Source organism: Streptomyces sp. NPDC005195 (genome assembly GCF_040608315.1).
GTDB classification, from domain to species: Bacteria; Actinomycetota; Actinomycetes; order Streptomycetales; family Streptomycetaceae; genus Streptomyces; species Streptomyces kaempferi.
Genome location: NZ_JBEXHZ010000029.1, coordinates 1 through 25,027, shown reverse-complemented (window position 1 = coordinate 25,027; position 25,027 = coordinate 1). Strand labels below are relative to the sequence as shown.

25 protein-coding genes and 1 pseudogene are annotated in these 25,027 nt (G+C 72.3%); 7 read left to right on the top strand and 19 right to left on the bottom strand.

The genetic code is table 11. From position 1 onward, the window contains the following. Positions 1–17: 17 nt before the first annotated feature. From ABZV34_RS25485 to ABZV34_RS25465, 5 genes are all read right to left on the bottom strand, one after another. Positions 18–1,208: an acetylornithine transaminase gene (locus ABZV34_RS25485; RefSeq protein WP_356280950.1), complete on the bottom strand. Its 1,191-nt coding sequence runs from the start codon at positions 1,206–1,208 to the stop codon at positions 18–20. Beyond that, positions 1,205–2,116 carry an acetylglutamate kinase gene (argB, locus tag ABZV34_RS25480; protein ID WP_356280947.1) on the bottom strand — a complete coding sequence of 304 codons (912 nt, stop codon included), beginning with the start codon at positions 2,114–2,116 and terminating at the stop codon, positions 1,205–1,207. Before argB ends, ABZV34_RS25485 begins: the two co-directional genes overlap by 4 nt. Next, positions 2,113–3,264 carry a bifunctional glutamate N-acetyltransferase/amino-acid acetyltransferase ArgJ gene (gene argJ, locus ABZV34_RS25475; protein WP_356280944.1) on the bottom strand — a complete coding sequence of 384 codons (1,152 nt, stop codon included), beginning with the start codon at positions 3,262–3,264 and terminating at the stop codon, positions 2,113–2,115. The genes argB and argJ overlap by 4 nt, the downstream gene beginning before the upstream one ends. Continuing rightward, positions 3,261–4,289 (bottom strand): N-acetyl-gamma-glutamyl-phosphate reductase, encoded by a 1,029-nt coding sequence (gene argC, locus ABZV34_RS25470; protein WP_356280941.1) that lies wholly within the window; start codon positions 4,287–4,289, stop codon positions 3,261–3,263. Before argC ends, argJ begins: the two co-directional genes overlap by 4 nt. 315 nt (positions 4,290–4,604) lie before the next feature. Next, positions 4,605–5,009: a DUF5997 family protein gene (locus ABZV34_RS25465; RefSeq protein WP_356280938.1), complete on the bottom strand. Its 405-nt coding sequence runs from the start codon at positions 5,007–5,009 to the stop codon at positions 4,605–4,607. Between the two features lie 58 nt (positions 5,010–5,067). On the opposite strand from ABZV34_RS25465, the gene ABZV34_RS25460 reads away from it, so the two are divergent. Together ABZV34_RS25460 and ABZV34_RS25455 are read left to right on the top strand one after the other, a co-directional pair. Next, on the top strand, positions 5,068–5,910 hold the full coding sequence (locus tag ABZV34_RS25460) for a LysR substrate-binding domain-containing protein (protein WP_356280935.1): 843 nt from the start codon (positions 5,068–5,070) through the stop codon (positions 5,908–5,910). 7 nt (positions 5,911–5,917) lie between these two features. Next, positions 5,918–6,367: a DUF6314 family protein gene (locus ABZV34_RS25455; RefSeq protein WP_356280932.1), complete on the top strand. Its 450-nt coding sequence runs from the start codon at positions 5,918–5,920 to the stop codon at positions 6,365–6,367. A 70-nt stretch (positions 6,368–6,437) separates the two neighbouring features. On the opposite strand, the gene ABZV34_RS25450 is transcribed toward ABZV34_RS25455, so the two are convergent. From ABZV34_RS25450 to ABZV34_RS25440, 3 genes are all read right to left on the bottom strand, one after another. Beyond that, positions 6,438–7,022, bottom strand: coding sequence for a histidine phosphatase family protein (locus ABZV34_RS25450; RefSeq protein ID WP_356280929.1), 585 nt, complete (start codon positions 7,020–7,022; stop codon positions 6,438–6,440). A gap of 62 nt (positions 7,023–7,084) precedes the next feature. Then, complete coding sequence (locus tag ABZV34_RS25445; protein ID WP_356280926.1) at positions 7,085–7,522, bottom strand: GNAT family N-acetyltransferase; 438 nt, start codon at positions 7,520–7,522, stop codon at positions 7,085–7,087. Between the two features lie 202 nt (positions 7,523–7,724). Then, entirely contained in the window at positions 7,725–9,161 is a 1,437-nt protein-coding gene (locus tag ABZV34_RS25440) for a PLP-dependent aminotransferase family protein (protein ID WP_356280923.1), read from the bottom strand. On the opposite strand from ABZV34_RS25440, the gene ABZV34_RS25435 reads away from it, so the two are divergent. Together ABZV34_RS25435 and ABZV34_RS25430 are read left to right on the top strand one after the other, a co-directional pair. Continuing rightward, complete coding sequence (locus ABZV34_RS25435) at positions 9,160–10,089, top strand: DMT family transporter (RefSeq protein WP_356280921.1); 930 nt, start codon at positions 9,160–9,162, stop codon at positions 10,087–10,089. The two genes, ABZV34_RS25440 and ABZV34_RS25435, sit on opposite strands and share 2 nt — an antisense overlap. A gap of 92 nt (positions 10,090–10,181) precedes the next feature. After that, the gene (locus ABZV34_RS25430) at positions 10,182–10,376 is read left to right on the top strand and encodes a DUF1918 domain-containing protein (RefSeq protein ID WP_168527246.1); all 195 of its coding nucleotides are present in this window, start codon (positions 10,182–10,184) and stop codon (positions 10,374–10,376) included. Positions 10,377–10,412: 36 nt separating this feature from the next. On the opposite strand, the gene ABZV34_RS25425 is transcribed toward ABZV34_RS25430, so the two are convergent. Then, positions 10,413–11,681, bottom strand: a complete 1,269-nt coding sequence (locus tag ABZV34_RS25425; protein ID WP_356280918.1) for a family 10 glycosylhydrolase — start codon at positions 11,679–11,681, stop codon at positions 10,413–10,415. 172 nt (positions 11,682–11,853) lie between these two features. Here ABZV34_RS25425 and ABZV34_RS25420 point away from each other — a divergent pair, with 172 nt between their 5' ends. The 3 genes from ABZV34_RS25420 (at position 11,854) to ABZV34_RS25410 (ending at position 13,788) form a co-directional block, all read left to right on the top strand. Further along, a complete protein-coding gene (locus ABZV34_RS25420; RefSeq protein ID WP_194280731.1) occupies positions 11,854–12,714 on the top strand; it encodes a 3-hydroxybutyryl-CoA dehydrogenase in 861 nt (286 codons plus the stop codon). A 271-nt stretch (positions 12,715–12,985) separates the two neighbouring features. Continuing rightward, positions 12,986–13,222, top strand: coding sequence for a hypothetical protein (locus ABZV34_RS25415; RefSeq protein ID WP_356280915.1), 237 nt, complete (start codon positions 12,986–12,988; stop codon positions 13,220–13,222). A gap of 308 nt (positions 13,223–13,530) precedes the next feature. Then, complete coding sequence (locus tag ABZV34_RS25410; RefSeq protein ID WP_153291574.1) at positions 13,531–13,788, top strand: hypothetical protein; 258 nt, start codon at positions 13,531–13,533, stop codon at positions 13,786–13,788. Between the two features lie 26 nt (positions 13,789–13,814). On the opposite strand, the gene ABZV34_RS25405 is transcribed toward ABZV34_RS25410, so the two are convergent. The 10 genes and pseudogenes from ABZV34_RS25405 to ABZV34_RS25360 all read right to left on the bottom strand — a co-directional run. Continuing rightward, positions 13,815–14,360 carry an NUDIX hydrolase gene (locus tag ABZV34_RS25405; RefSeq protein ID WP_356280912.1) on the bottom strand — a complete coding sequence of 182 codons (546 nt, stop codon included), beginning with the start codon at positions 14,358–14,360 and terminating at the stop codon, positions 13,815–13,817. Positions 14,361–14,458: 98 nt separating this feature from the next. Then, a complete protein-coding gene (locus ABZV34_RS25400; RefSeq protein ID WP_356280909.1) occupies positions 14,459–15,799 on the bottom strand; it encodes a transcriptional regulator in 1,341 nt (446 codons plus the stop codon). Between the two features lie 351 nt (positions 15,800–16,150). Next, positions 16,151–17,131, bottom strand: coding sequence for a PP2C family protein-serine/threonine phosphatase (locus ABZV34_RS25395; RefSeq protein WP_356281093.1), 981 nt, complete (start codon positions 17,129–17,131; stop codon positions 16,151–16,153). A gap of 583 nt (positions 17,132–17,714) precedes the next feature. Then, on the bottom strand, positions 17,715–20,225 hold the full coding sequence (gene pheT / locus ABZV34_RS25390; RefSeq protein ID WP_356280906.1) for a phenylalanine--tRNA ligase subunit beta: 2,511 nt from the start codon (positions 20,223–20,225) through the stop codon (positions 17,715–17,717). Then, complete coding sequence (gene pheS / locus ABZV34_RS25385) at positions 20,225–21,349, bottom strand: phenylalanine--tRNA ligase subunit alpha (RefSeq protein ID WP_356280903.1); 1,125 nt, start codon at positions 21,347–21,349, stop codon at positions 20,225–20,227. Before pheS ends, pheT begins: the two co-directional genes overlap by 1 nt. 190 nt (positions 21,350–21,539) lie before the next feature. After that, positions 21,540–22,727 carry an ATP-binding protein gene (locus tag ABZV34_RS25380; RefSeq protein ID WP_356280900.1) on the bottom strand — a complete coding sequence of 396 codons (1,188 nt, stop codon included), beginning with the start codon at positions 22,725–22,727 and terminating at the stop codon, positions 21,540–21,542. A gap of 93 nt (positions 22,728–22,820) precedes the next feature. Next, positions 22,821–23,681 (bottom strand): RNA methyltransferase, encoded by an 861-nt coding sequence (locus ABZV34_RS25375; protein ID WP_356280897.1) that lies wholly within the window; start codon positions 23,679–23,681, stop codon positions 22,821–22,823. A 278-nt stretch (positions 23,682–23,959) separates the two neighbouring features. Then, entirely contained in the window at positions 23,960–24,343 is a 384-nt protein-coding gene (rplT, locus tag ABZV34_RS25370) for a 50S ribosomal protein L20 (protein ID WP_054236131.1), read from the bottom strand. A 95-nt stretch (positions 24,344–24,438) separates the two neighbouring features. Then, positions 24,439–24,633 carry a 50S ribosomal protein L35 gene (rpmI, locus tag ABZV34_RS25365; protein WP_003947156.1) on the bottom strand — a complete coding sequence of 65 codons (195 nt, stop codon included), beginning with the start codon at positions 24,631–24,633 and terminating at the stop codon, positions 24,439–24,441. Positions 24,634–24,787: 154 nt separating this feature from the next. Next, a pseudogene (locus ABZV34_RS25360) lies at positions 24,788–25,027 on the bottom strand (translation initiation factor IF-3); the annotation flags it as partial.

The following is a 25,027-nucleotide window of genomic DNA, read 5'->3' as shown; positions in this document are numbered from 1 at the left end:
CGTCGTCGTCCCATTTCTCAGGATCCATCCCCGTTGACTGCGTCGAGGACGCCGGGAAGGGCTCCGAGCAGGACGTCCACCTCGTCGTCGCTCAGGTTCAGCGGGGGCATCAGCCGTACGACATCGGGGGCGGGCGCGTTCACCAGGAGACCGGCGTCCTGAGCCGCTTGCTGCACCTGGGGCGCGAGCGGCTCGGTGAGCACGATACCCAGGAGCAGGCCGGCGCCCCGGACGTGGTCGACCAGCGGGTGTCCGAGTGACTCGATCCCGTCCCGCAGCCTGGCGCTCGTACGCTTCACGTTCTCGAGGAGCCCCTCGGACGCGATGGTGTCGAGAACGGCGAGTCCGGCGGCGCAGACGACCGGGTTCCCGCCGAAGGTCGTCCCGTGCTGACCGGGCCCCAGGAAGCCGGCGGCCCGGCCGAACGCGACGGTCGCGCCCAGGGGCAGTCCGCCGCCGAGACCCTTGGCGAGCGTGACGATGTCCGGCAGGACGCCCTCGTGTGCCTGGTACTCGAACCAGTGGCCGGTACGGCCGATTCCGGTCTGCACCTCGTCGAGGACCAGCAGCGAACCGGTGGCGGCGGTGATCGCGCGGGCCGCCTTCAGGTAGCCGGCCGGTGGCACGACCACACCGTTCTCGCCCTGGATCGGCTCGATGACGACGAGCGCCGTGTCGTCGGTGACAGCCGCGGCCAGCGCCTGCGCGTCGCCGTACGGAACGTGTGTGACGTCACCGGGCAGGGGCAGGAAGGGCTCCCGCTTGCCGGACTGGCCGGTGAGCGCGAGGGCGCCCATGGTCCGGCCGTGGAAACCGCCCCGGGTCGCCACCATGTGCCCGCGGCCGGTCAGCCGGCCGATCTTGAAGGCGCCCTCGTTGGCCTCGGCGCCCGAGTTGCAGAAGTACACCCTGCCGTCGCGGCCGAAGAGCTGGAGCAGCCGTTCGGCGAGCGCGACGGGCGGCTCGGCGACGAAGAGGTTGGAGACATGGCCCAGCGAGGCGATCTGCGTGCTGACGGCCTCGACGATCGCCGGGTGGGCGTGGCCGAGCGCGTTGACCGCGATACCGCCGACGAAGTCGAGGTACTCGTTGCCGTCGGCGTCCCACAGCCGGGTGCCCGCGCCGCGGACGAGGGGGAGCCGCGGGGTGCCGTAGTTGTCCATGAGCGAGCCCCGCCACCGCTCGGTCAGTTCCTGGTTGGCGGTCATACGGCGTCCCCCTCCTGCGCGTCCGGCACGACCATCGTGCCGATCCCCTCGTCGGTGAAGATCTCCAGCAGGATCGAGTGCTGGACCCGGCCGTCGATGACGCGGGCCGTGGTGACGCCGTTGCGTACGGCGTGCAGACAGCCCCGCATCTTCGGCACCATGCCGCTGGCCAGTTCGGGCAGCAGCTTCTCCAGTTCGGAGGCGGTCAGCCGGCTGATCACCTCGTCGCTGTGGGGCCAGTCCTCGTAGAGGCCCTCGACGTCCGTGAGGACCATGAGGGTTTCGGCGCCAAGTGCCGCAGCGAGTGCCGCAGCCGCCGTATCAGCATTGACGTTGTAGACATGTCCGTCGTCCTGGGAGCGGGCGATCGAGGAGACGACCGGGATCCGGCCGTCGACGAGCAGCGCCTCGATGGCGCCCGTGTCGACGGCGGTGATCTCGCCGACCCGGCCGATGTCGACCGGTTCGCCGTCGATCTCGGGCAGATGCTTGGTGGCGGTGATGGTGTGCGCGTCCTCGCCGGTCATGCCGATGGCGAGCGGTCCGTGCTGGTTGAGCAGTCCGACCAGCTCACGCTGGACCTTTCCGGCCAGCACCATCCGTACGACGTCCATGGCGTCCTCGGTGGTCACCCTGAGGCCCGCCTTGAACTCGCTGGCGATGCCGTGCCGGTCGAGCTGCGCGCTGATCTGCGGGCCGCCGCCGTGCACGACGACGGGCTTGAGCCCGGCGTGGTGCAGGAAGACGACGTCCTGTGCGAAGGCGGCCTTCAGCTCCTCGTCGATCATGGCGTTGCCGCCGAACTTGATGACGACGGTCTTGCCGCGGTGCCGGGTCAGCCAGGGCAGCGCCTCGATGAGGATCTGGGCCTTGGGGAGTGCGGTGTGCTTCCGCGTGATGTGGCTCATGAGGAGTAGGCGCTGTTCTCGTGGACGTAGTCGGCGGTGAGGTCGTTGGTCCAGATGGTGGCGGTGGCGGCGCCCGCGGCGAGGTCGGCGACGATGTGGACCTCGCGGTAGCGCATGTCGACGAGTTCGCGGTCCTCGCCGACCCCGCCGTTCTTGCAGACCCACACGCCGTTGATGGCGACGTTCAGCTGGTCCGGCTCGAAGGCGGCCCCGGTGGTACCGATGGCGGACAGCACGCGTCCCCAGTTGGGGTCCTCACCGTGGATCGCGCACTTGAGGAGGTTGTTGCGGGCGATGGAGCGGCCCACCTCGACGGCGTCCTCCTCGGTCGCGGCGCCCACCACCTCGACCCTGATGTCCTTGCTGGCGCCCTCGGCGTCCCGGATGAGCTGCTGTCCGAGGTCGTCGCAGACCGCTCGTACCGCCTCGGCGAACTCCGCCGGGTCGGGGGTGACCTCCGAGGCGCCGGAGGCGAGCAGCAGCACGGTGTCGTTGGTCGACATGCAGCCGTCGGAGTCGACCCGGTCGAAGGTGGTGCGGGTGGCGGCGCGCAGGGCGCTGTCGAGGGTCCCGGTGTCCACGTCCGCGTCCGTCGTGAGGACGACGAGCATGGTGGCGAGGCCCGGAGCGAGCATGCCCGCGCCCTTGGCCATGCCACCCACGGTCCAGCCGTCGCCGGTGCGCACCGACGTCTTGTGCACGGTGTCGGTGGTCTTGATGGCGATGGCGGCCTTCTCGCCGCCGTGCGGGCCGAGCTGGGCCGCGGCCGTCTCCACACCCGCCAGCAGCTTGTCCATCGGCAGGAGGACGCCGATGAGTCCGGTGGAGGCCACCGCGACCTCGCCGGCGTTGAGGTCGAGTACCGCGGCGGCCTTCTCCGCGGTGGCGTGGGTGTCCTGGAAGCCCTTGGGGCCGGTACACGCGTTGGCGCCGCCGGAGTTGAGGACGACGGCGGAGACCTGGCCGCCTTTGAGGACCTGCTCGGACCAGAGCACCGGCGCGGCCTTCACGCGGTTGGAGGTGAAGACGCCCGCGGCGGCCAGACGGGGCCCGTTGTTGACCACGAGGGCCAGGTCCGGGTTGCCGTTCCCCTTGATGCCTGCGGCGATGCCGGAGGCGGTGAAGCCCTTGGCGGCGGTGACGCTCACGGTGCCACTCCGATCGTGGTGAGACCCAGCTCCTCGGGGAGCCCGAGGGCGATGTTCATGCTCTGGACGGCCCCGCCGGCCGTGCCCTTGGTCAGGTTGTCGATGGCGCTGATCGCGATGATGCGGTGCGTGGCTTCGTCGTGTGCGACCTGGACCTGAACGGCGTTGGAACCGTAGACGGACGCGGTGGCGGGCCACTGCCCCTCGGGCAGCAGCCGGACGAAGGGCTCGTCCGCGAACGCCTTCTCGTACGCGGCCCGTACGGACTCGGCGGTGACCCCGGCTCTGGCCCTGGCGCTGCACGTGGCGAGGATGCCGCGGGGCATCGGGGCCAGGGTCGGGGTGAAGGAGACGGTGACGGGCTCGCCCGCGGCACCGCTCAGGTTCTGGATCATCTCGGGGGTGTGCCGGTGCCCGCCGCCGACGCCGTACGGGGACATGGAGCCCATGACCTCACTGCCGAGCAGATGGGGCTTGGCCGCCTTGCCCGCGCCGGAGGTCCCGGAGGCGGCGACGATCACGGCCTCGGGCTCGGCGAGTCCGGCCGCGTAGGCCGGGAAGAGCGCGAGGGAGACGGCCGTCGGGTAGCAGCCGGGTACCGCGATGCGCTTGGACCCCTCCAGCGCGGCGCGGCCACCCGGCAGTTCGGGAAGGCCGTAGGGCCAGGTGCCGGCGTGCGGCGAGCCGTAGAACCGCTCCCAGTCGGCCGGGCTCGCGAGCCGGAAGTCGGCGCCCATGTCGACGACGAGGACGTCCGGTCCGAGCTGCGCGGCGACGGCCGCGGACTGCCCGTGCGGCAGCGCGAGGAACACGACGTCGTGCCCGGCCAGCGCCTCGGCGGTCGTCGGCTCCAGGACGCGGTCGGCGAGCGGCGGCAGATGCGGCTGCAGCGCGCCCAGGCGCTGGCCCGCGTTGGAGTTGCCGGTCAGGGCGCCGATCTCGACCTGGGGGTGCGCCAGGAGCAGACGCAGCGCCTCGCCGCCCGCGTACCCACTCGCTCCCGCCACTGCTGCGCGTACCGCCATGGAACCCTCCTCCTAGATGGCATGACTATACGTATCGATGCACGTTTATGCAAAGAGGTCATGGGAAGGCCCGGACGCGGGTCAGGGGTCGGCGGCGAGTGCGCCGAGGTGCGCGGCGCGAGGTGCGCGGAGTCGGCAGCGTCCGCGGAGCCCGGGTCGACGATCGTCGGATGCGCGCGCGGGGCTCGGTGCGGTCACCCACCACGTGGTCCCACCCATGCGCACAGCGTAGATCGCGGCACGCACGGGTGGGATGGTCCCTCCCCGCCGGGGAGGGAAAAGGAGGCGGGAAGCGAAGCTCGGAGGTGGCGGAGGTCAGGAGCGCGAGTCGCGGGGCTGGGCCGCGCGCTGCGCGTTCCGCTCCTTGATGCGCTCCTCTTCCTCGCGGACCTCGGCCTGGGTGGCGCGCTCCCGGCGCAGCCAACCGGGGTCGTCCTGCTTCAGCGCGTCGATCTGCTCCGTGGTGAGGGGCTCGGTGACCCCGCCGCGCGCGAGCCCGGCGATGGAGATCCCCAGCCGCGCGGCGACCACGGGCCGGGGGTGCGGACCGTTGCGCCGCAGTTCCTGCAGCCACGCGGGCGGGTCGGTCTGCAGCGCGTTCAGCTCGGCGCGCGAGACGACGCCCTCCTGGAACTCGGCGGGGGTGGCTTCGAGGTACACACCCAGCTTCTTCGCCGCGGTGGCGGGCTTCATGGTCTGGGTGGTCTGGTGCGGCGTCATGGTGTCAAGGGTATCGAGCGTGTGCGCGACCTCCGACCACGACCGATAGCCTGGCGAGGTGACAGGCTCGGAAGTACCTCCTTCGTTCCGGCTCGCCTATGTCCCGGGAGTGACGCCCACGAAGTGGGTGCGGATCTGGAACGAGCGGCTGCCCGACGTCCCCCTGACCCTCGTCGCGGTGTCCGCCGCCGAGGTGTTCGACGTGCTGCGGGACCGTGGCGCCGACGCCGGATTCGTACGGTTGCCGGTCGACCGGGAGGACCTCAGCGCGATCCCGCTCTACACCGAGACGACGGTCGTGGTGGTCCCCAGGGATCACGTCGTGGCGGCGGTCGACGAGGTGAGCGCCGAGGATCTGGCCGACGACATCGTGCTGCACCCGCTCGACGACACCCTCGGCTGGGAGCGTCCGCCGGGCCGGCCCGCGTTCGAACGACCCGCCACCACGGAGGACGCCATCGATCTCGTGGCGGCGGGCGTCGGGCTGCTCGTCGTGCCCCAGTCGCTCGCGCGCCTGCACCACCGCAAGGACCTCACCTACCGGCCGCTCACGGACGCCCCCGAGTCACGCGTCGCGCTGTCCTGGCCCGAGGAGGCGACCACCGATCTGGTGGAGGACTTCATCGGGATCGTCCGGGGCAGGACCGTCAACAGCTCACGCGGACGCTCGCAGACGTCGGCGTCCCCTTCGGGCGCGGCATCGGGTTCGACGTCGGATTCGGCTTCGGCTTCGGGCAAGAGCCGGCGTCCCGAGTCGGGTGGCGGGCGGAAGAAGCCCGCGGGTGGCAGGGCGAGCGGCACGGCGGGGGGCCGGGCGGGCGGCAAGAACCCCCGCGGCGGATCCGGAGGCTCCGGTGGCGCCAAGAGCGGCCGGCGGGGCAAGCCCCGCCGGCAGTCGTGAGCAGCCCATGGGTGAGTTGTGGCCGGTGGCCGACGTCCTGGCGTACCTGACCGGGAGCTGGCGGGTGGAGCGTTCGGTACGGGATCGCGCGAGCGGCGCGGAGGGCTGTTTCACCGGGACGACCGCGTTCTCACCGCTCGACGACGGCGGCGACGGGCTGCTCCATCACGAGTCCGGCCTCTTCACCTGGCAGGGCTCGTCCAGGCCCGCGGAGCGCACGCTGTGGTTCCTGCCCGGACAGCGCGCGGGCACCGCGGCCGTCCGGTTCTCCGACGGCCGCCCCTTCCACGACCTGGACCTGACCACCGGCCGGCACGTCGCCGACCACCCGTGCGCGGCGGACCTCTACCGCGGCGAGTTCACGGTGTCCGGCGCGGACCGCTGGCGCACGCGGTGGCGGGTGGGCGGGCCCGCCAAGGACCTGCTCCTCACCACCGAGTACACGCGGACGCGCTGAGAAGGCCGCCGACGAGACGGACGGACCTGCCGGTGCCGCGGTACTAGCTGTACCAGCCGTACCAGCTGTACTAGCCACGCTGTGCCGACGCCTCGAGGCGCAGGTTCCAGCGGCCGTTGTGCCCGGTGAGGGTCATCGTCGACAAGGGGCGCACGTCGATGTTCCAGTACGTCGTCGGCTGGGCCCGCAGCGCGTAGACGAGCGCGGCCCGCACCACGGAGGGTTCCGCGACCGCGATGATCCGGCCGCCGTCGTCCGCCGGGCGGGTGTCGAGCCAGCCGCCGACACGGGAGATGAAGGACATCAGGGACTCGCCGCCGTGCGGGGCGGAGCGCGGGTCGGCGAGCCAGGCGTCCACGGCCGACGGCTCGCGGGCCATCGCCTCGCCCAGGGTGAACCCGCGCCAGCGGCCCATGTCGCAGTCGCGCAGCGCGGGTTGGACCAGCGGCGCGAAGCCGAGCGCGTCACCGGTGGCGCGGCTGCGCGGGGTCGGTGAGCAGTAGCGCAGCTCGGCCGCCGCCAGCGGCACCAGATCGGGGGCGGCGCGCTGCACTTCCTCCCAGCCGGCCTGGTCCAGCGGCCGGTCGTCCTCGAAGCGCTCGGCGAGCAGCGACGAACTGCGCGCGGCAGCGACGAACGTGACCCGAAGATGCATGGGCAGATCGTGGAGCGCGGGACTCCGCAGGTCAAGGGGGGCTACGCTCGGTGTTCGCGGGCTTACCGCGGTGCGAGTGCCATCCACCGGTCGGGGCGGTCCAGCGGCTTGAAGCCGAGCTTCTCGTAGACGCCGTGCGCGTCGTGCGTGGCGAGCAGGACCCGGCGCAGACCGAAGGGTTCGAGGTGGTCGCGGACGGCTGCCACCAGGGCGGAGCCCAGTCCCTTGCCGCGGACGGACGGGGCGACGTAGACGTCGCAGAGCCAGGCGAAGGTCGCCTCGTCGGTGACCACTCGGGCGTACGCCACCTGCTCGCCCGACGGGCCGTCGTACACCCCGAAGTTGAGCGAGCCGGCGATCGCGCGCTCCTGCTTCTCGCGGGGGAGGCCCAGGGCCCAGTACGCGTCCGTGGAGAGCCAGTGGTGCACGCGGGCGACATCGATGCGGGCCGGGTCCGTGGAGATCTCGTAGCCGCCGGGGAGCTGCTGTGGGTCGGTCATGCGGGGAGGCTCGCAGGTCGGCGCGGCGGGGTCGAGCGGTTTTCGTCACCGCCGCGAGAAGCGGGGGCCGGATGCGTGGCAGGCCGTCGGGAGCTGCCCCGGGCCCGGCGCAGCCTCCCGCCCCCGGCGGCCCGGACTCAGCACGGCGCCCGAGCCCCGGCGGCCCGGACTCAGCACAGCGTCCCGGCCCCGGCGGCCCAGGTCAGCGCAGCGTCTCATCATGGGCGGCGCGCAGCCGTCGTACGCCCTCCGTGATCTCCTCCGTGCCGGCGACCGCCGCGAAGCTCAGGCGGAGGTGGGCGGCCGGGGGTTCGGCGCTGAAGTAGGGGCGGCCGGGGGTGACGGCCACGCCCGCCCGCAGGGCCGCGGCGGCCAGGGCGGACTCGTCGGAGCCGTCGGGCAGCCGGAGCCACAGGTGGTATCCGCCGTACGGGATGTGCGGCAGGGCGAGTTCGGGCAGCCGCAGCCGCAGCGCGGCGGTCATGGTGTCCCGTCGGTTCCTCAACTCGGCGGAGACGGACCGCAGATGACGGGGCCAGGCCGGCGATCCGACGAGTTCGAGCGCGGCCTCCTGAAGCGGACGCGGCACGAAGAAGGTCTCGACGACCTGGATGGCGCGCAGCCGTTCCAGGACCGGGCCGCGCGCGGCCAGTACGCCGACCCGGAAGCTCGGCGAGGTCGCCTTGGTCAGGGAACCGACGTGCACCACGACACCGTCGGGGTCCTCGGCGGCCAGCGGGCGCGGCAGCGGGCCCGCGTCTTCGTGCACGAGCCGGCGTACGAAGTCGTCCTCGACCACGAACGCGCCGGCCTCGCGCGCGATCCGCAGCACCGCGCCCCGGCGCTCGGGGGCGAGCACGGCGCCGGTGGGGTTCTGGAACAGCGGCTGGCAGACGAAGACCCGGGCGCCGGTGGCCCTGAAGGCGTCGGCGAGCAGATCCGGCTTCACCCCGTCGGGGTCCACCGGCACCGGCACGGGGCGCAGTCCGGCGGCGCGGGCGATGGCCAGCATGCCCGGGTAGGTGGGTGACTCGACGAGGACCGGTGCGCCGGGCGGGGCGAGTGCGCGCAGGGTGGTGGTGAGCGCCGACTGGCCGCCCGCCGTGACGAGCACCTCCGCGGCGGTGATCGCGCCGCCGATCCCGCGCGCGAACCACTCGCGCAGCTCCGCGAGCCCCTCCACCGGGGGCCGGGACCAGGCGCCGGGGCGGCGGCCCGCCCGGGACAGGGCCGCGCCCATGGCACGCTCGGGCTGGAGCGAGGGGTGCAGATAGCCACCGTTGAACTCGACGACGCCGGCCGGCGGGGCGGCCAGCGTGGCCAGGACTCCGGAGGCGTCCACCGTGCGCGGAACGAGTTCGGCCGCGGCGTCCGCGCTCAGCGCGACCTCCTGCCAGGAGGTGTCCCCGGCCGGCGCGTCGGGGGTCCGGGGGCGGGCCCGGAAGGCGCCGGCGCCCGGTCTGGTGACCACCAGGCCCTCGGCGGCGAGCTGCGCGAGCGCTCGTGACACGGTCACCGGGCTCACCCTGAAGCGCTCCACGAGAGCTCTGCTCGACGGCAGCTTTCCACCAGGTGAGTAGCGGTTGACCTCCTGTCGCAGCTGTTTCACCAGTTCTGCCACACTGCTACTCTGCTGCATGAGAGCACAGAGTAGCGCTACCGAGAGGTCGGGGATAGCGGTCGCCACCCCCGGGGCGAACACCCGGGCCGACCGCCGCTCCGGGACCCTCCAGGCCGCCCTCGGCGTCGTCGCCTTCTCCCTCACCTTCCCCGCCACCGCCTGGGGCCTGGAGGGCTTCGGCCCCTGGTCCCTGGTCGCCGTGCGCAGCGCTCTCGCGGCCGTCGTCGCGGGCGGCTGTCTGCTGGCGCTGCGCGTGCCCGTACCGGCGCGGGAGTACCGGGCGGGGCTCGCCGTGGTCGCCGCGGGTGTCGTGCTGGGCTTCCCGTTGCTGACGACGCTCGCGCTGCGGACGTCCACCACCGCGCACGCCGCCGTGGTCGTCGGCCTGCTGCCGCTGACGACGGCGCTGTTCTCGGCGCTGCGCACCGGCGCGCGGCCCTCCCGGCTGTTCTGGGGCGCCGCGCTGGCGGGCGCGGCCGCCGTGATCGCGTTCACGGTGCTGCAGAGCGGCGGAGCGCTGACCAGGGCGGACGCCTGCCTCTTCGGCGCGCTGCTGATCTGCGCGGCGGGCTACACCGAGGGCGGCAGGCTCGCTCGGGCGATGCCGGGGTGGCAGGTGATCGGCTGGGCGCTGGTCCTGTGTCTGCCGCTCTCGCTGCCGGGCGCGCTGGTGGCCCTGTCGTACGAGCCCGCGCGGCTGTCGGCGCACAGTGTGGCGGGGCTGCTGTGGGTGGCGGTCGGGTCGCAGTTCCTGGGGCTGGTCGTCTGGTACCGCGGTATGGCGGCGATCGGGATTCCGAAGGCCAGCCAGTTGCAGCTCGCGCAGCCGCTGCTCACACTGGTGTGGTCGGTACTGCTCCTCGGCGAGCGGCTCACACCGGCCGCTCCCCTGACGGCGGCGGCCGTACTGGTCTGTATCGCCCTCACCCAGCGAGCGCGGGGCTGAGCAGCACACCGGTGCCGGGATCGACCGGCACCACCAGCCGTGGGCTCACGGCCACGGTCCACCACTCCCGCAACTGGCGAGGGAGACCTCAGATGCGCGCAACCGAGGGCGACCAGCTCGTACAGCACGGCAGGGTCGTCGGACAGCACGACAAGGTCGCGGAGATCACCCAGGTCATGGGCAAGGAGGGGACTCCCCCGTACCGCGTCCGGTTCCCGGACGGGCACGAGGCCGTCTGCTCGCCCGGCCCCGACTCCGAGATCCGGCACAAGGACCCCATGCGGTAGTCCCGCCGCGACGGCCGGCGACATTCGTGCGGTGGTTCACCGCACCGATGTCGCCGGCTGCCGGTAGTGGTCGGCGACGACCCGCGTCATCGCGCCGAGGGGATCGGAGCCGACCCCCTTGGCGGAGAAGAAGACGTGGCCGCCCACCTGGGGATACGTCCGCGCGAAGGTGAGATGCCGGGAGAGTTCGGCCGGGTCCTGCCAGGCCGCGGGCTGCGCCGGGTCCCCGGCCTTGTAGAGCGCCTCGCCCACGTACAGCCGCACGCCGGTGTTCTTGGTGACGGCCGCCCACCAGGGCACCAGCTTCGCGTAGTCGGCGGCGGCGAAGCCGAGATTCCAGTAGACCTGCGGGCAGATGTAGTCGATCCAGCGTTCACGGACCCACTTCCTGGTGTCGGCGTGCAGATCGTCGTACGTCTCCACACCGGCCCGGGTGTCCGAACCGTGCGGGTCGCTCGCGGCGTTGCGCCACACTCCGAACGGGCTGATGCCGAAGCGCGTGGCGGGGCGGATCTGCCGGACGCGGGCGCCCATCTCCCGTACCAGCCGGTCGATGTTGTCGCGCCGCCAGGCGGCCCGGTCCGGGAAGCCCGCGCCGTGCGCCGCGTACGCGGCGCCGTCGTCGAAGGCCTGTCCCGCGACCGGGTACGGATAGAAGTAGTCGTCCCAGTGCACCGCGTCGACCGGGTACTTGCGCACCGCGTCGAGCATCGCGTCCTGCACGAAGGTCCGCACGGCCGGCAGCCCGGGGTTGTAGTACATCTTCCCGCCGTACCGGACGACCCAGCCGGGGTGCGTACGCGCCGGATGGTTCGCCGCCAGCCTTCCCGGGTCGGTGTGCGTGGCGATCCGGTACGGGTTGAACCAGGCGTGCAGTTCGAGGCCCCGGGCGTGGGCCTCGGTGACCGCGGTGCCGAGCGGGTCCCAGCCGGGGTCCCGGCCCTGGACGCCGGTGAGGTACTGCGACCACGGCTCGTACGCCGAGGGCCACAGGGCGTCGGCCGCGGGGCGCACCTGGAAGATCACGGCGTTGAGACGGCGGCGGACCGCGGTGTCGAGGTGGCCGACGAGTTCGGCACGCTGCCGGTCCGGGGAAAGTCCTGCGCGCGAGGGCCAGTCGCGGTTCAGGACGGTCGTCAGCCACATGCCGCGCAGCTCCGCGGAGGCGCGGGGCCGGCCGGGCGGGCCGGGCGGCCCCGGGGTGCCTCCGATGACGGGTCCCGCCACCGAGTCGCCCGTGGCGACCGGTCCCGCGAGCGCCGCCGCCGCGGCCACCGTGAACGTCCGCCGTGACAGCAGCCCCATCCGCGCACTCCTCTTCACCCTGTGGACCCGTCCGGTCACGGATCGTCCCGTCGTCGCCCAGCATGCCCGCCCCGGGCGATCGATCATCGATACTTCGGAGTAACGTGCACGATCGGAGCAGGCACCGAACAACGGGGGACCTGCGAGGCCGTAGATCAGCGAAGGGGACGATGTGACCGACATCGAACGCGTCGGAGTGGTGGGCTGCGGCCAGATGGGAGCGGGCATCGCCGAGGTGTGCGCCCGTGCGGGTCTTGACGTCAAGGTCGCCGAGACCACGGGCGAGGCCCTGGAGATCGGCCGTACCCGGCTGTTCAACTCCCTCTCCAAGGCGGCCGAGCGCGGGAAGATCTCCGCCGACGAGCTCGCGGCCACCCAGGACCGGCTGAGCTTCACCACCGATCTCGGCGAGTTCGCCGACCGGGACCTGGTGATCGAGGCCGTCGTCGAGAACGAGCAGGTGAAGACCGAGATCTTCCAGGTGCTCGACCAGGTGGTGACCCGCCAGGACGCGATCCTCGCCTCGAACACCTCCTCGATTCCATTGGTCCGGCTCGCCGTCGCCACCTCGCGCCCCGACCAGGTTGTCGGGATCCACTTCTTCAACCCGGCGCCGGTGCAGCAGCTCGTCGAGCTGATTCCGGCACTGACCACCTCCGAGGGCACCCTCGGGCGGGCCCAGCTGTTCGCCGAGAAGGCACTCGGCAAGCACGCGATCCGCGCCCAGGACCGCTCGGGCTTCGTGGTCAACGCGCTGCTGATCCCGTATCTGCTCTCCGCGATCCGGATGTTCGAGTCGGGCATCGCCAGCCGCGAGGACATCGACAACGGCATGGAGATGGGCTGCGCCCACCCGATGGGACCGCTCAAGCTCTCCGACCTGATCGGCCTGGACACGGTGGCCTCGGTCGCGTACTCGATGTACGAGGAGTACAAGGAGCCGCTGTACGCCGCGCCCCCGCTGCTCCAGCGCATGGTGGACGCGGGACGGCTCGGCCGGAAGTCGGGCTCGGGCTTCTACACCTACGGCTGACCTGCGCGAACTCCCTCGCCGCGAGTCCCCTCGTGACATACCGAAGGCCGCTCCCCCGCCGTCCGGGGAGCGGCCTTCGGCAACTCGTCACCAGGACAAGGGAGTTGCGAGGGTTTCCGAACGGAACCCACGCACTTCCCTTCGGAATCGTCTCCCTCGGACTCGTCTCCAGGCCTCGCCGAACGGAGCGAGGCCGCTGCGGGCGGAACCGGGATCCCCTCCCGCGCGCCGCGGCGGGGGCTCACGGCCGTGCGTCCTAAGCTCCGTCCCCGTGACAGACATCGAACGCCTGATCCCGCTGGAGCGGACTGCCGAGGAGGAGCGCGCCAAGCTCGCCGGCCTCTCCGGAGCGGAGTACGAGGACCAATGGCGGATCTGGCGACACGCTTCCGATCTGGTACAGGCCGCGATCGCCGAGCACGCGACCGCGTCCGGGGAGGATCGGTCCGACGTGGAACAGGCCGTGAAGAAGGCGGCGCGGTGCGCGGACGAGGATCCGTGCCAGTAGTCGTTCTCCGCGTGGCAGACCCGCCGGCCCGCGGGGTGGCGCGCCTGACGCTCAGCAGTGGTGCAACGCCGGCGTGTCGACACCCCGGACGTCCGCGTCAAGGTACACAGCGCCCACCCGGACGTTCTTGCCTCCGGTGGCGTCGATGGGCCCGGCACCCTTTGTGGTGCCGGGCCCACGCCGTTCACACGCCGTGTGCGCGCCGGGCCCGCATATGCCGCTCGCACACGCTCCCCACGCGCCCACCAGGCGAGTTGACTTTCCATGCACATGTAAGGGATGTGACGACTACGGAAAGGAGCGGACACGTGACCGCCGACCCGGAGCATCCCGTGGTCCATGGAGAACTCGCAGAGTTACGCCGCAGACTCGACGTGGCACAGGCCCGCGTCGAGGGAGGACTGACCCTGCTCAGTCATCGCGCCGAACAGACCGCCAAGGACGTGGACGACCTGAGCACACGCGTCGTCGCGATGGAACACACCCGCTGGCCACTGCCCGCGGTCGCGGCCATCACGGCCGTGGGCGCACTCGCCGTGGCGGTCTGGCAGGCCCTGGGCCACTAGGTCCCCGGACGCCGTCGGGGAATCGATCAGGGCAGGGCGTCCTGTCCGAGCCTGAGGTGGTGCAGGAGGAGTAGCGCGGCAGCCATGTTGGCGGCCGGGACCTCGCCGCGGGCGACCATGTCGGGGACGAGCTTGAGGGGAACCCACTCCCGACGGTCGGACTCGAAGTCGTCCACGGGGTGTCCGATGTACGCGCCTTCGTCGGCCCAGAAGATGTGGTGCCGGGCGTCGGTGAGCCCGTTGGAGGGCTCGACGCTCATCAGCGGGCGCAGGGGCCCCGGCCGCCAGCCGGTCTCCTCCTCCAGTTCGCGGGCCGCCGCGACGGCGATGTCCTCGCCGTCCTCGACGACGCCCGCCGCGAGTTCCCACCCCCAGCTGTCGGTGATGAAGCGGTGCCGCCACAGGAGCAGCACCTCGTTGGCGTCGTTCACCACGGTGGCCACGGCCACGGGCCGCAGCCGTATCAGGAAGTGATCGAGGTGCCGGCCGTCCGGCAGCTCGACATCTGCGAGATTGACGCTGAACCAGCGGTTTGCGTACACAGTTTGTTCGTTCAGTTTCGTCCACTGCACGGTTCTGCCACCTTCCGCCGAGTAGATGGCAATATCGCAGCAGAAGCGGCCTGACAGCAGGCGCACAGCGGCGCACGGCGCGAGACGGGCCCGGTGGTCTAGAGCGGTACGCGCAGTGCTCCGTCGATGAGTTCGGCCGCCTCGGCCGTGCCCGCGCAGCCGCTGCGCACCAGGTGCTCGCGTACCGCGCGCAGTCTGTCGCGCAGCCGCTGGGACTCCATTCCCCGCGCCTGCTCGGCCATCTGGACGGCGGTGGCCACCGCCTTGTCGGCATTGCCCTGACGCAGCTCGATCTGACTCAGCATGGCGAGCCGGTGCACCCTCCCCCGGTCGTGCGCCGGGGTGTCCACGGCCGCGGCGGCGTGCGCGGCCGCGGCCACCAGGTCGCCGAGGCTGAGCAGCGCCTCCGCCACTTGTACGTTGACCAGGCCGGGCTGGACATAGCCGGTCTCGTCGGGCTCGTAACCGCGCCGGATGCGCTCGGCGGCCTGCTCGGCACGCCGGATGCAGGACAACGCGCTGCTGCCGTCGCCGAGGTGGGCGTAGGCCTTGGCCTGCATCGCGTAGAGGTCGGAGGCGAGCGCGGGGGTGATGTGGCGTCCGGCGGCGCGCAGCGCGGCCTCCGCGAAGGCGACGGACTGCCGGTACTCCCGCATGAACAGCGACTGGTTGACCAGCAGCGCTATGACGTAGGCGCCGAGCCCCCGGTCCCCGCTGGCCTTGGCCAGCCGCAGAGCCTGGTGGAAGTAGCGCTGGGCGAGCCCGTGCGCGTCGGAGTCGTACGCGCAGATACCGGCGACGGCGACCAGGCCGCCCGTCGCACGGTGCAGTTGGCGGCCGGTGGCGTCGGTGTAGCTGCCGCGCAGCAGGGGCGCGGTCTCGGCGTTGAGGAAGCCGACGATCCGGGTGCGGGTCGCGACGCCGCCGGCCTTGCGGTACATCTGCTCGTAGTGCGCGCGGGCCGAGCGCAGCATCTCGATGTCGGCCATGCTCACGTGATGGCGGCCGCCGCGCGAGACGTCCACGTCCTCGGGCGGGTTCTCCCACTCCCACACGGGCATCACGGCGGGCGTGCCGGTGACCGCCGGTGCGCCGAGGATGTGCGGGCGCTGCTGTTCGTCGGAGCGCCACAGGGCGGTGGCCCGTTCGACGAAGCCGGAGAGGGACGTGCCGTGCGGAGCGGACGGCTCGCCCGGCACGCCGAGTCCGATGTCGTCGAGCGTCACGGGCCGGTGCAGGCGTGCCGCGAGCACCTCACAGATCAGGTCGGGCACCTGGCCGCGCGGGCGCTGGCCCTTCAACCACCGTGCCACGGCCGTGTGTTCGTACCTGAGGGCGAGGCCGCGTGCCCTCCCCGCCTGGTTGACATGGGCCGCCAGTCCCGCGTGCGAGATGCCTGCCTCGTCGAGAATGGCGTCGAGGAGAGTGTTGGGCTGCATGAGGGCCCCCCGGTGGCTCGGTGCCGTCGGCGCCCACAGTGCCGACGGTGCCGACACAGTAGTACGTCCCCCTTCACACGGGGTGTGAACGGAATGCCCGTATCCGTGCCGTACGCGCGCTGTCGCGGAGCGTTCCGGGCCGGTTGACTGAACTGCCTCGCAAGAGGCCGGCCGGGCCGCCGGCTCCCCCTCGTACAGTGCGGCGGCCCGCCACCGCGCCGTCCGCCCAGCCGCCTGCCCGACACTCCGTGGCGGGGCGGACGGCTCCGCCGGTCCTACCGCCCCGGGGTGACGGTCCGTCGGCCACGGCGCTTCGTGGGGCGTCGCGCGGTCCCGGTCCCCGTAACTCCGCTAGCGGGGCACGTGGTGGGCCACGGGGCGGTCCTGTTGCACGGGGGTGCGCGGACGGTCGTTGCGCAGGACCAGGACGGCCACGTCGTCGGCGGGTCTGCCGCGCGTGTGGCGCAGCAGCCCCTTCAGGACGGTGTGCAGGACGAACTGAGGTGCCGCGGGGCGGATCCGGACGGCTTCGGTCAGCGCGCTCGGCAGCGGGAAGAACCGGCCGCGGCCGTCACGCGCGTCCTCCACGCCGTCGGTGTGCAGGAACAACGCCTCGCCCGGCAGCAGTTGACCGCAGCGCACCAGGGGCAGCTCCGCCGGGAGCGGGAACGGCCCGAGCGGCGGCAGGGGTTCACCGGCCGACAAGCGCTCGACCCGGCCGCGGCCGGCCGCCGGTGCGGCGTGGCCGGGCAGCCGGTACGGCCAGGGGTGGCCGCAGTTCAGCGCGTACACCTCCCCGTCGCGGCGGATCTCCAGCAGCAGTACGGTGACGAACTCCTCGGCGACCGGACTCTCGGGGGCCGCGCCCGCCGCGGGGTGCTCGGCCTTCGCCCGCTCGCGCAGATGCCGGGCCAGGGCACGCTCCAGTCGTCCGAGTACGCGCCCGAGTGAGGGCTCGTCGTGGACCGCCTCGCGGAAGCTGCCGAGGACCGCGGCGACGGTCCCGAGCGCGCCGAGGCCGTGCCCGCGGACGTCACCCATGACGATCCGCACCCCGTGTTCGGTGGCGATCACCTCGTAGAGATCGCCGCCGATGTTCGCGCCGCGGTCCGCGGAGACCTGGGCCGCGGCGACGTTCAGCCCGTCGATGCGCGGAGGCAGCGGGCGCAGCAGCACGTTCTGGGCGGCGCCCGCGACCTCGCGGACCTGTCTGAGCTCTCGCAGGAGCGTCCCCCTGACGTGGAGTATCAGCCCCGTTCCGACCACGAGGAAGACGGCGCTGGAGACCAGCCGGGGCCCCAGCCCGTCCTGCTGGCCCAGCGGACAGGTCATCCTGTACGTGATCGCGATCGTGCCCCAGACGGTGGGCAGCCCCAGACTCAGCGCCCGCCGCAGGGGCGGCCGGTCGGCCCGCCGGACCGACCGGTCGAGGTCATCGCGCGGGCCGCTCCCGCGGGGGTTCCGCGACGGCCGCACCCGGCGTCCGCCCCGGCGCACAACCTGGACGAGCCCGGCGCGCAGACCGTCCGCCCGGCTCCGCGCCGCGAGGCTCGTCCGGGCCTGCCCCCGTGCGTTCGTCCGGAGCCGCGCCCCGCCGGGGGCCCCAGCCTTGATACGGATCATGCCGATGGCCCCCCAATAGGCCCGACAGCGCGGACGGCCTCCGTGAGACCGGTCCGATTCTGTCGACCGGATGCCCCGGTCGGGCCATATCCCCCGCACTTCCCACCCGAACGAGTGAGACACCCCTCACCGCTTGCATTTATGCAGGTGGTCGGCCCTTGTGGGGGGGTGGGTGGAGGGCGCGGCCCGTCGAGGTCGGGTGCGGGAAACCGCGCTGGTCGACCACGGACAAGCCGTGGCCGACCAGGAACCCGCAGTCCCCCGGCCTCACCGGGCGGAGGCCGTCGCGGAGCTACCCGCGCAGCACCGCCCCGGCCCGCTCGCCCGCGAGGGCCACCGCCGCGTCACGGGCCGCCGACGCCTCGTCGACGGTCAGGGTCCGGTCGGCCGCGCGGAAGCGCAGCGCGTAGGCCAGGGACTTCTTGCCCTCGCCGAGCTGCTCGCTCTCGTAGACGTCGAACAGCCGGATGGACTCCAGGAGGCCACCGGCGCCCTCACGCAGCGCCGCCTCCACCTCCGCGTGCGGAACGCCTTGGTCGACGACCAGGGCGACGTCCTGCGTGGCGACCGGGAACCCGGAGATGCGCGGCGCCTGCAGTGCTCCGGCGCCCGCCTCCTCCAGACGGTCGAGGTCGAGCTCCATCGCACAGGTGCGTCCGGGCAGGTTCAGCGCCTTCAGCACGCGCGGGTGCAGCTCACCCGCGTGACCGATGACCTGCTCCTCACCGTCGAGCACCACGGCCAGTTCGGCGCAGCGGCCCGGGTGCCACGGCCCGTAACGGCCCGCGCGGACGACGAGCTCGGCGCCCGCCTCACGGGCGACGGTCCGTGCCGCCTCCACCGCGTCGGCCCAGTCGGCCGGGCGGCCCCTGCCCCACCAGCCGGCCTGCTCGCGGGCGCCCGTGAGGACGACCGCGACGTGCCGGGGCTGGACGGGGAGGATGGCGGTGAGCGCCGTGATCTCCTCGTCCGTGGGACGCCGGTCCACCGGGAGCCGGGACGCGATGCGCTGCTCCCCATGGGGGTGGAAGACCAGTCCGGTCTCGAACAGCCCCAGGTCGTGCGCACCGCGGCCGTCGTTGCGGCGCAGCGCGCCGAGCAGGCCCGGCAGCAGCGTCGTGCGGAGCGCGGGCTCCTCGTCGGACAGCGGGTTGACGAGCGTGACCACCCGCCGGTTCGGGTCGTCCGCGGCCAGAGCGAGCTGGTCGAAGACGTCCACGCTGAGGAACGGGTAGTTCAGCGTCTCGACGAGTCCGGCGCCGGCCAGCGCCCGGCCGACCCGGCGGTGCAGCCGCTGGCGCTCGGTCAGACCGCGGCCGGCGGGGGGCCTCGGCAGCGTGGAGGGCAGGTTCTCGTAGCCCTCCAGACGGATGACCTCTTCGGCCAGGTCGTTCGGCGCCACCAGGTCGGGCCGCCAGGACGGCACGGTGACGATCAGTTCGTCCTGCCCGTAGACGTCGCAGCCGACCTGCTGGAGACGGCGTACGACGGTCTCGCGGCCGTAGGCGACACCGGCCACCTTGTCCGGGTGGTTCGCCGGGGCGGTGATGGTGTGCGGTGCGGACGGTGTGATGACCTCGGTGACCCCGGCCTCGGCGCTGCCGCCCGCGAGGAGGACCAGCAGGTCGACGGTGCGCTGCGCGGCGGCGGAGGAGGCCCCCGGGTCGACGCCCCGCTCGAAGCGCTTGGACGCCTCGGAGGCCAGCTTGTGACGGCGTGCGGTGCGGGCGATGGAGACCGGGTCGAAGTGCGCGGCCTCGATCACGACGTCGCTGGTGGCGCGCGTGGTGTCCTCGTGGTCGGCGATCTCCGTGTCGGCACCGCCCATGACGCCCGCCAGGCCGATGGGCCCGCGGTCGTCGGTGATCACCAGGTCCTCGGCGTCGAGGACCCGCTTGGTGCCGTCCAGTGTGGTGAGGCGCTCACCCTGCTCCGCCCTGCGCACGCCGATCGTCCCCTGGATGAGGGAGCGGTCGTAGGCGTGCAGGGGCTGGCCGAGCTCCAGCATCACGTAGTTGGTGACGTCGACGGCGAGCGAGACGGGACGCATCCCGGCCTTCTGCAGCCGGCGCCGCAGCCAGATCGGGGAGCGTGCCTCGGAGGACAGTCCCGTCACGGTGCGCGCGGTGAAGCGGTCGCAGCCGAGCGGCTCGGAGACCCGCACCGGGTAGCCGAACGCGTTCGGGGCCGGTACGTCGAGCAGCGCCGGGTCGCGCAGCGGCAGCCCGTACGCGATGGCGAGCTCGCGGGCGACGCCGCGCATCGACAGACAGTCGCCGCGGTTGGCGGTGACGGCGATGTCCAGGACCTCGTCGACGAGTTCCAGGAGCTCGATCGCGTCGCTGCCGACCTCGTGCTCGGGCGGCAGGACGATGATGCCGCCACTGCCGTCGTCGCCCATGCCCAGCTCGTCACCGGAGCAGATCATGCCGTGCGAGGTCCGGCCGTACGTCTGGCGCGCGGCGATCGCGAAGTCACCGGGCAGGACGGCGCCCGGCAGGACCACGACGACCTTGTCGCCGACGGCGAAGTTGCGGGCGCCGCAGACGATCTCCTGGGGCTCACCGGTGCCGTTGGCGGTGCCGACGTCGACGGTGCAGAACCGGATGGGCTTCTTGAAGCCCTCCAGTTCCTCGATGGTCAGCACCTCGCCGACGACGAGGGGGCCCTTGAGGCCCGCGCCGAGCTGCTCCACGGTCTCGACCTCGAGGCCCGAGGAGATGAGCTTGGCCTGGACGTCGCGCCCGGTCTCCGTCGCCGGCAGGTCGACGTACTCCCGCAGCCAAGAAAGCGGGACCCGCATCAGATCTCCATCCCGAACGGCCGGGTGAACCGGACGTCACCCTCGACCATGTCTCGCATGTCTTCGACGTTGTGGCGGAACATCAGCATCCGCTCGATGCCGAACCCGAAGGCGAATCCGCTGTACTTCTCGGGGTCGACGCCCGCGGCGACCAGCACGCGGGGGTTGACCATGCCGCAGCCGCCGAGTTCGATCCAGCCCTCGGAGGAGCAGGTGCGGCAGGGCCGGTCGGGGTTGCCGACCGAGTCGCCGCGGCAGACGTAGCACACCATGTCCATCTCGGCGGACGGCTCGGTGAACGGGAAGAAGTTCGGGCGCAGCCGGGTCTTCATGTCCGGGCCGAAGAGCGACTGGACCATGTGGTCGAGGGTGCCCTTGAGGTCGGCCATGGTCAGGCCCTCGTCGATGGCGAGCAGCTCGACCTGGGTGAAGACGGGGGTGTGCGTGGCGTCCAGCTCGTCGGAGCGGTACACCCGGCCCGGGCAGATCACGTAGACCGGAGGCTCGCGGTCGAGCATCGAGCGGATCTGTACGGGCGAGGTGTGGGTGCGCAGCACGATGTTCGACTCCTCTTCGTGGCCCTTGGGGCCCTTCACGAAGAAGGTGTCCTGCATACCGCGCGCCGGGTGGTCCGGGCCGATGTTCAGGGCGTCGAAGTTGAACCACTCGGCCTCGACCTCGGGGCCCTCGGCGACCTCGTAGCCCATGGCCACGAAGACGTCCTCGATGCGCTCCGACAGTGTGGTCAGGGGGTGGCGCGCTCCGGCCGGTACCCGGTCGTACGGCAGCGTGACGTCCACCGCCTCCTCGACCAGTACCCGGGCGTCACGCTCGGCCTCCAGCTCGGTCTGGCGGGCGGCGAGGGCCTTGTTCACGGCGCCACGGGCCTGGCCGACGAGCTTGCCGGCGGCGGCCTTGGCGTGCGGGGGCAGGGCGCCGATCTCGCGGTTGGCGAGGGCCAGCGGTGAGGTGCCGCCGGTGTGGGCGACCTTGGCCTCCTGGAGCGCGTCGAGGTCACCGGCGGCCGCGAAGGCGGCGAGCGCCTCGTCCCGCATGCGCTCGATCTCTTCCTGTTTCAAGGCCTCGACCTCTACAGGGTCGTACGACTTATTCGGTGCCGACATCTCTTCCCGTGCTTCCGGTTGGCTGGCGGATGGTCCCCGTCCCGACTCGGGGGACGCGCATCGTCCCTGAAACATGAAACGGGGACGCAAAGGTGCCAAAGGCCGAGTCTAACGGGGGTGGGAGGCCGTGCCGGACTGCGCGTCCCGGCCGGGGCTCCCCGGTGTGTGCGCCCGTGGGCCCTCGTCGGCGTTACAGCAGATACGCCGGGGTGCTCACGGGCAGCGTAAATCGGAACTCGGCGCCACCGCCGGGGGCGCGGCCGACCGTGATCGTCCCGCCGTGGGCTTCGACGATCCCCTTGACGATGTACAGCCCGAGGCCCGTGCCGCCACGCTTGCTGCCCCGCCAGAAGCGGGTGAAGACGCGGTTCATGGATTCCTCCGGGATGCCGGTGCCCTCGTCGCTCACGGTCACCGAGGTGGCGGCGTGTACGGCGCTCGCGGCGGTCGCGTCGGGCGCGTCGTCTCCCCGCTCCCGCGGGGACGCCGAGGGCGTGATGTCGATAGTGACGGTTCCCTCGCCGTGGCGCACCGCATTTTCCAGCAGGTTGCTGAGCACCTGGTCGATCTTGTCCGGGTCGGCCCACAGCGGGGGCAGCGGCTGTTCGACGCGCAGCAGGAAGCGGTCGGCGGGCTGGCCCGAGGTGACGTAGGCCTGGATGTGGCGGCCGACGGCGGCGCCTATGTCGACCGGCTGGCGGCGCACTTCGAGACGCCCGGAATCGATACGGGAGATGTCGAGCAGTTCGGCGATGAGGCGGGTGACCCGGTCGGCGTCGGCGTCCACCGTCTCCAGCATCAGCTTCTTCTGGTCGTCGGTGAACCGTTCCCACTTGGCGAGCAGCGTGGCCGTGAAGCCCTTGACGGAGGTGAGCGGGGAACGGAGTTCGTGGGCGACCGTGGCGATCAGTTCGGCGTGGCTGCGCTCGGTGCGGCGGCGGGCCTCGGTGTCGCGCAGCGAGACGACGACCCGGCGGACCGGTCCGGTGGGCCGGCCGCGGACGTACCGCGCGGAGACCAGGACCTCGCGGCCGCCGGGCAGCAGCAGGTTGCGTTCGGGCTGGCCGACGCGGATCGCGAGCCCGCCGTACGGGTCGGTCAGCTGCCACCAACGGCGGCCTTCGAGGTCCTCGAGCGGGAGGGCCGCTTCCAGCGGCTGTCCGAGGGCCTCGGCGGCGGGGACCGCGGTGATGCGGGCGGCGGCGGCGTTGAAGGAGATCACCCGGCCGTGCTCGTCGGCGACGACGAGTCCGTCGGGCAGGTCGTCGGGATCGACACCGAGGTCGGCTCCGCGTTGCTCCTCGCCCCGGGGCGCGGGCGTGTCGCGCACGTCCCGTGCGCGCAGTGCGCTGTTCGCACCGCTCGTGCCGACACCCATCCCCGTATCCCACCTCTCGTCTGGCGGTGGGGGTACCTCCCTGCTCGAGCGAAGCCGAGAGCTTGGGGGAGGTCCCCCGAGCCCGTCACCCTACTAGCCGTCAGTGACGGAGCGGCACCCTCCGGAGGCACGCTGTGCACGGGCGGACGCGTAGAGACATACGGCGGCGGCCGTCGCCAGGTTCAGACTCTCGGCCTTTCCGTGGATCGGAACGCGCACGACGGCGTCGGCCAGCGCGCGCGTCTCCTCCGGGAGCCCCCACGCCTCGTTGCCGAACACCCAGGCGGTGGGCCCGCCCATGGTCCCCTGGTCCAGCTCGTCGTCGAGGTCGTCCTGCCCGGCGCCGTCCGCGGCGAGGATCCGCACACCGGCGGCCTTCAGGCCCCGCACGGCGTCCTCGACGGGGACCCCGACGGCGACGGGCAGGTGGAACAGGGACCCCACGGAGGCCCGTACGGCCTTGGGGTTGTAGAGGTCGACGGAGGCGTCGGTGAGGACGACGGCCTCGGCACCCGCGGCGTCCGCGCACCGCAGCACGGTGCCGGCGTTCCCGGGGTCGCGGACGTGGGCGAGGACGGCGACGAGCCTGGGCCGCGCCGCGAGGATCTCCTCGAACGGGGTGTCGAGGAACCGGCAGATACCGACCAGGCCCTGCGGGGTGACGGTCGTCGAGATGTCGGCGATCACGTCCTCGTCGGCGAGGTGCACACGGGCGCCCACCTCACGGGCGTCCCCGACGATGTCGGCGTAGCGCTCCGCGGCCTCGGGGGTGGCGAACAGCTCGACGAGCGTGGGGGCCGCGTCGGCGCGGTGCGCCGCCGCCTCGCGCACCGCCTGCGGGCCCTCGGCGAGGAACAGCCGCTCCTTGCCCCGGTAGTTCCTCCGGGCCAGCCGCCGCGCGGCGGCGACGCGGGGCGACCGCGGGGAGATCAGCTCGACGGGGGCGGCGGGCATGGGGTCACCTCAGGGGGTCTGCGAAGGGTGGGACGACGGTCCGTGCTGCGGGCCACGGGCGCGGGCTGTGCGGGCCGGGTGCGACCCCGGCCCGCACCCGTGCGGCACCCGTGCGGGCCGGATACGCGGGAACACCCAGGTACCGAAGAACCGAGGACGCCCCGTGGGGCAGAACGGCACGCCTCCCCCGCCGGACCCGCGGAGCGCGAACGCACAGGACCCGCAAGCCGTGAGGCAAGCGGGTCCACAGGTACGTCCGGCTCAGGCCAGTACGAGCGTCACGCGGCCTTCGGCGCGTTGACGTCCGACGGCAGCGCCTTCTGCGCGACCTCGACGAGCGCGGCGAACGCGCCGGCGTCGTTCACGGCCAGCTCGGCCAGGATCTTGCGGTCGACCTCGATGTTCGCGGCCTTGAGACCCTGGATGAAGCGGTTGTAGGTGATGCCGTTGGCGCGGGCAGCGGCGTTGATGCGCTGGATCCACAGCTGACGGAAGTCGCCCTTGCGCTTCTTGCGGTCGTTGTAGTTGTAGACCAGGGAGTGGGTGACCTGCTCCTTGGCCTTGCGGTACAGGCGCGAACGCTGACCGCGGTAGCCGCTGGCGGCTTCGAGGATCGCCCGGCGCTTCTTGTGGGCGTTGACTGCCCGCTTGACGCGTGCCACTTGTTAACTCCTTGTAGCGGGGCCGTGGTGCTGGTCACACGGCCCGAATTCGATGGGGTCCCGGTCCTGACGTACGGCGGCGAGGCGCCGGTACGTCACTTGCCGAGAAGCTTCTTGATCTTCTTGGCGTCGCCCGGGGCCATCTCGGCGTTGCCGGTCAGGCGCCGCGTCAGACGGGACGACTTGTGCTCGAGCAGATGGCGCTTGCCGGCGCGCTCACGGAGCACCTTGCCGGAGCCGGTGATCTTGAAGCGCTTGCTGGCACCGCTGTGCGACTTGTTCTTCGGCATAGCGCCGTTCTCTCCTCGTCAGTGGCGTTCCGGTGCCCGGTCGCGAAACCGGGCACGGTGGAACGTCATGTGTGTGTCGGTTGACATCCCCTGACTCGTCTCCCGGCAGGTCCTGGACTCTCGTCCCGGACTCCCCGGAGCCTTCGCCCTGGGATCAGGCTTCGGCGGAAGCCTCGGCCGGGGCCTCGGCGGTCTCGGCCTCGGTGATCCCACCTTCGGCGATCTCGCCCTCGGTGGTCTCGCCCTCGAAGGTCTCGCCCTCGATGTCGTCGATCTCACCGTCGGCGGCGTTCTGCGAGCGACCGGGGTTGGCCTTCGCTTCGGCCTTGCGAGCCGCCTGGGCCTCACGGGCCTCGGCCATCGCCTCGGTCTTCTTCTTGTGCGGACCGAGAAC

Coding starts and splice junctions, on each gene's coding strand:
- ABZV34_RS25485 (WP_356280950.1), bottom strand. CDS start 1,208: ATGACCGCCAACCAGGAACTGACCGAGCGGTGGCGGGGCTCGCTCATG.
- argB (WP_356280947.1), bottom strand. CDS start 2,116: ATGAGCCACATCACGCGGAAGCACACCGCACTCCCCAAGGCCCAGATC.
- argC (WP_356280941.1), bottom strand. CDS start 4,289: ATGGCGGTACGCGCAGCAGTGGCGGGAGCGAGTGGGTACGCGGGCGGC.
- ABZV34_RS25465 (WP_356280938.1), bottom strand. CDS start 5,009: ATGACGCCGCACCAGACCACCCAGACCATGAAGCCCGCCACCGCGGCG.
- ABZV34_RS25455 (WP_356280932.1), top strand. CDS start 5,918: ATGGGTGAGTTGTGGCCGGTGGCCGACGTCCTGGCGTACCTGACCGGG.
- ABZV34_RS25450 (WP_356280929.1), bottom strand. CDS start 7,022: ATGCATCTTCGGGTCACGTTCGTCGCTGCCGCGCGCAGTTCGTCGCTG.
- ABZV34_RS25445 (WP_356280926.1), bottom strand. CDS start 7,522: ATGACCGACCCACAGCAGCTCCCCGGCGGCTACGAGATCTCCACGGAC.
- ABZV34_RS25435 (WP_356280921.1), top strand. CDS start 9,160: ATGAGAGCACAGAGTAGCGCTACCGAGAGGTCGGGGATAGCGGTCGCC.
- ABZV34_RS25440 (WP_356280923.1), bottom strand. CDS start 9,161: ATGCAGCAGAGTAGCAGTGTGGCAGAACTGGTGAAACAGCTGCGACAG.
- ABZV34_RS25430 (WP_168527246.1), top strand. CDS start 10,182: ATGCGCGCAACCGAGGGCGACCAGCTCGTACAGCACGGCAGGGTCGTC.
- ABZV34_RS25425 (WP_356280918.1), bottom strand. CDS start 11,681: ATGGGGCTGCTGTCACGGCGGACGTTCACGGTGGCCGCGGCGGCGGCG.
- ABZV34_RS25400 (WP_356280909.1), bottom strand. CDS start 15,799: ATGCAGCCCAACACTCTCCTCGACGCCATTCTCGACGAGGCAGGCATC.
- ABZV34_RS25395 (WP_356281093.1), bottom strand. CDS start 17,131: ATGACCTGTCCGCTGGGCCAGCAGGACGGGCTGGGGCCCCGGCTGGTC.
- pheT (WP_356280906.1), bottom strand. CDS start 20,225: ATGCGGGTCCCGCTTTCTTGGCTGCGGGAGTACGTCGACCTGCCGGCG.
- pheS (WP_356280903.1), bottom strand. CDS start 21,349: ATGTCGGCACCGAATAAGTCGTACGACCCTGTAGAGGTCGAGGCCTTG.
- ABZV34_RS25380 (WP_356280900.1), bottom strand. CDS start 22,727: ATGGGTGTCGGCACGAGCGGTGCGAACAGCGCACTGCGCGCACGGGAC.
- ABZV34_RS25375 (WP_356280897.1), bottom strand. CDS start 23,681: ATGCCCGCCGCCCCCGTCGAGCTGATCTCCCCGCGGTCGCCCCGCGTC.
- rpmI (WP_003947156.1), bottom strand. CDS start 24,633: ATGCCGAAGAACAAGTCGCACAGCGGTGCCAGCAAGCGCTTCAAGATC.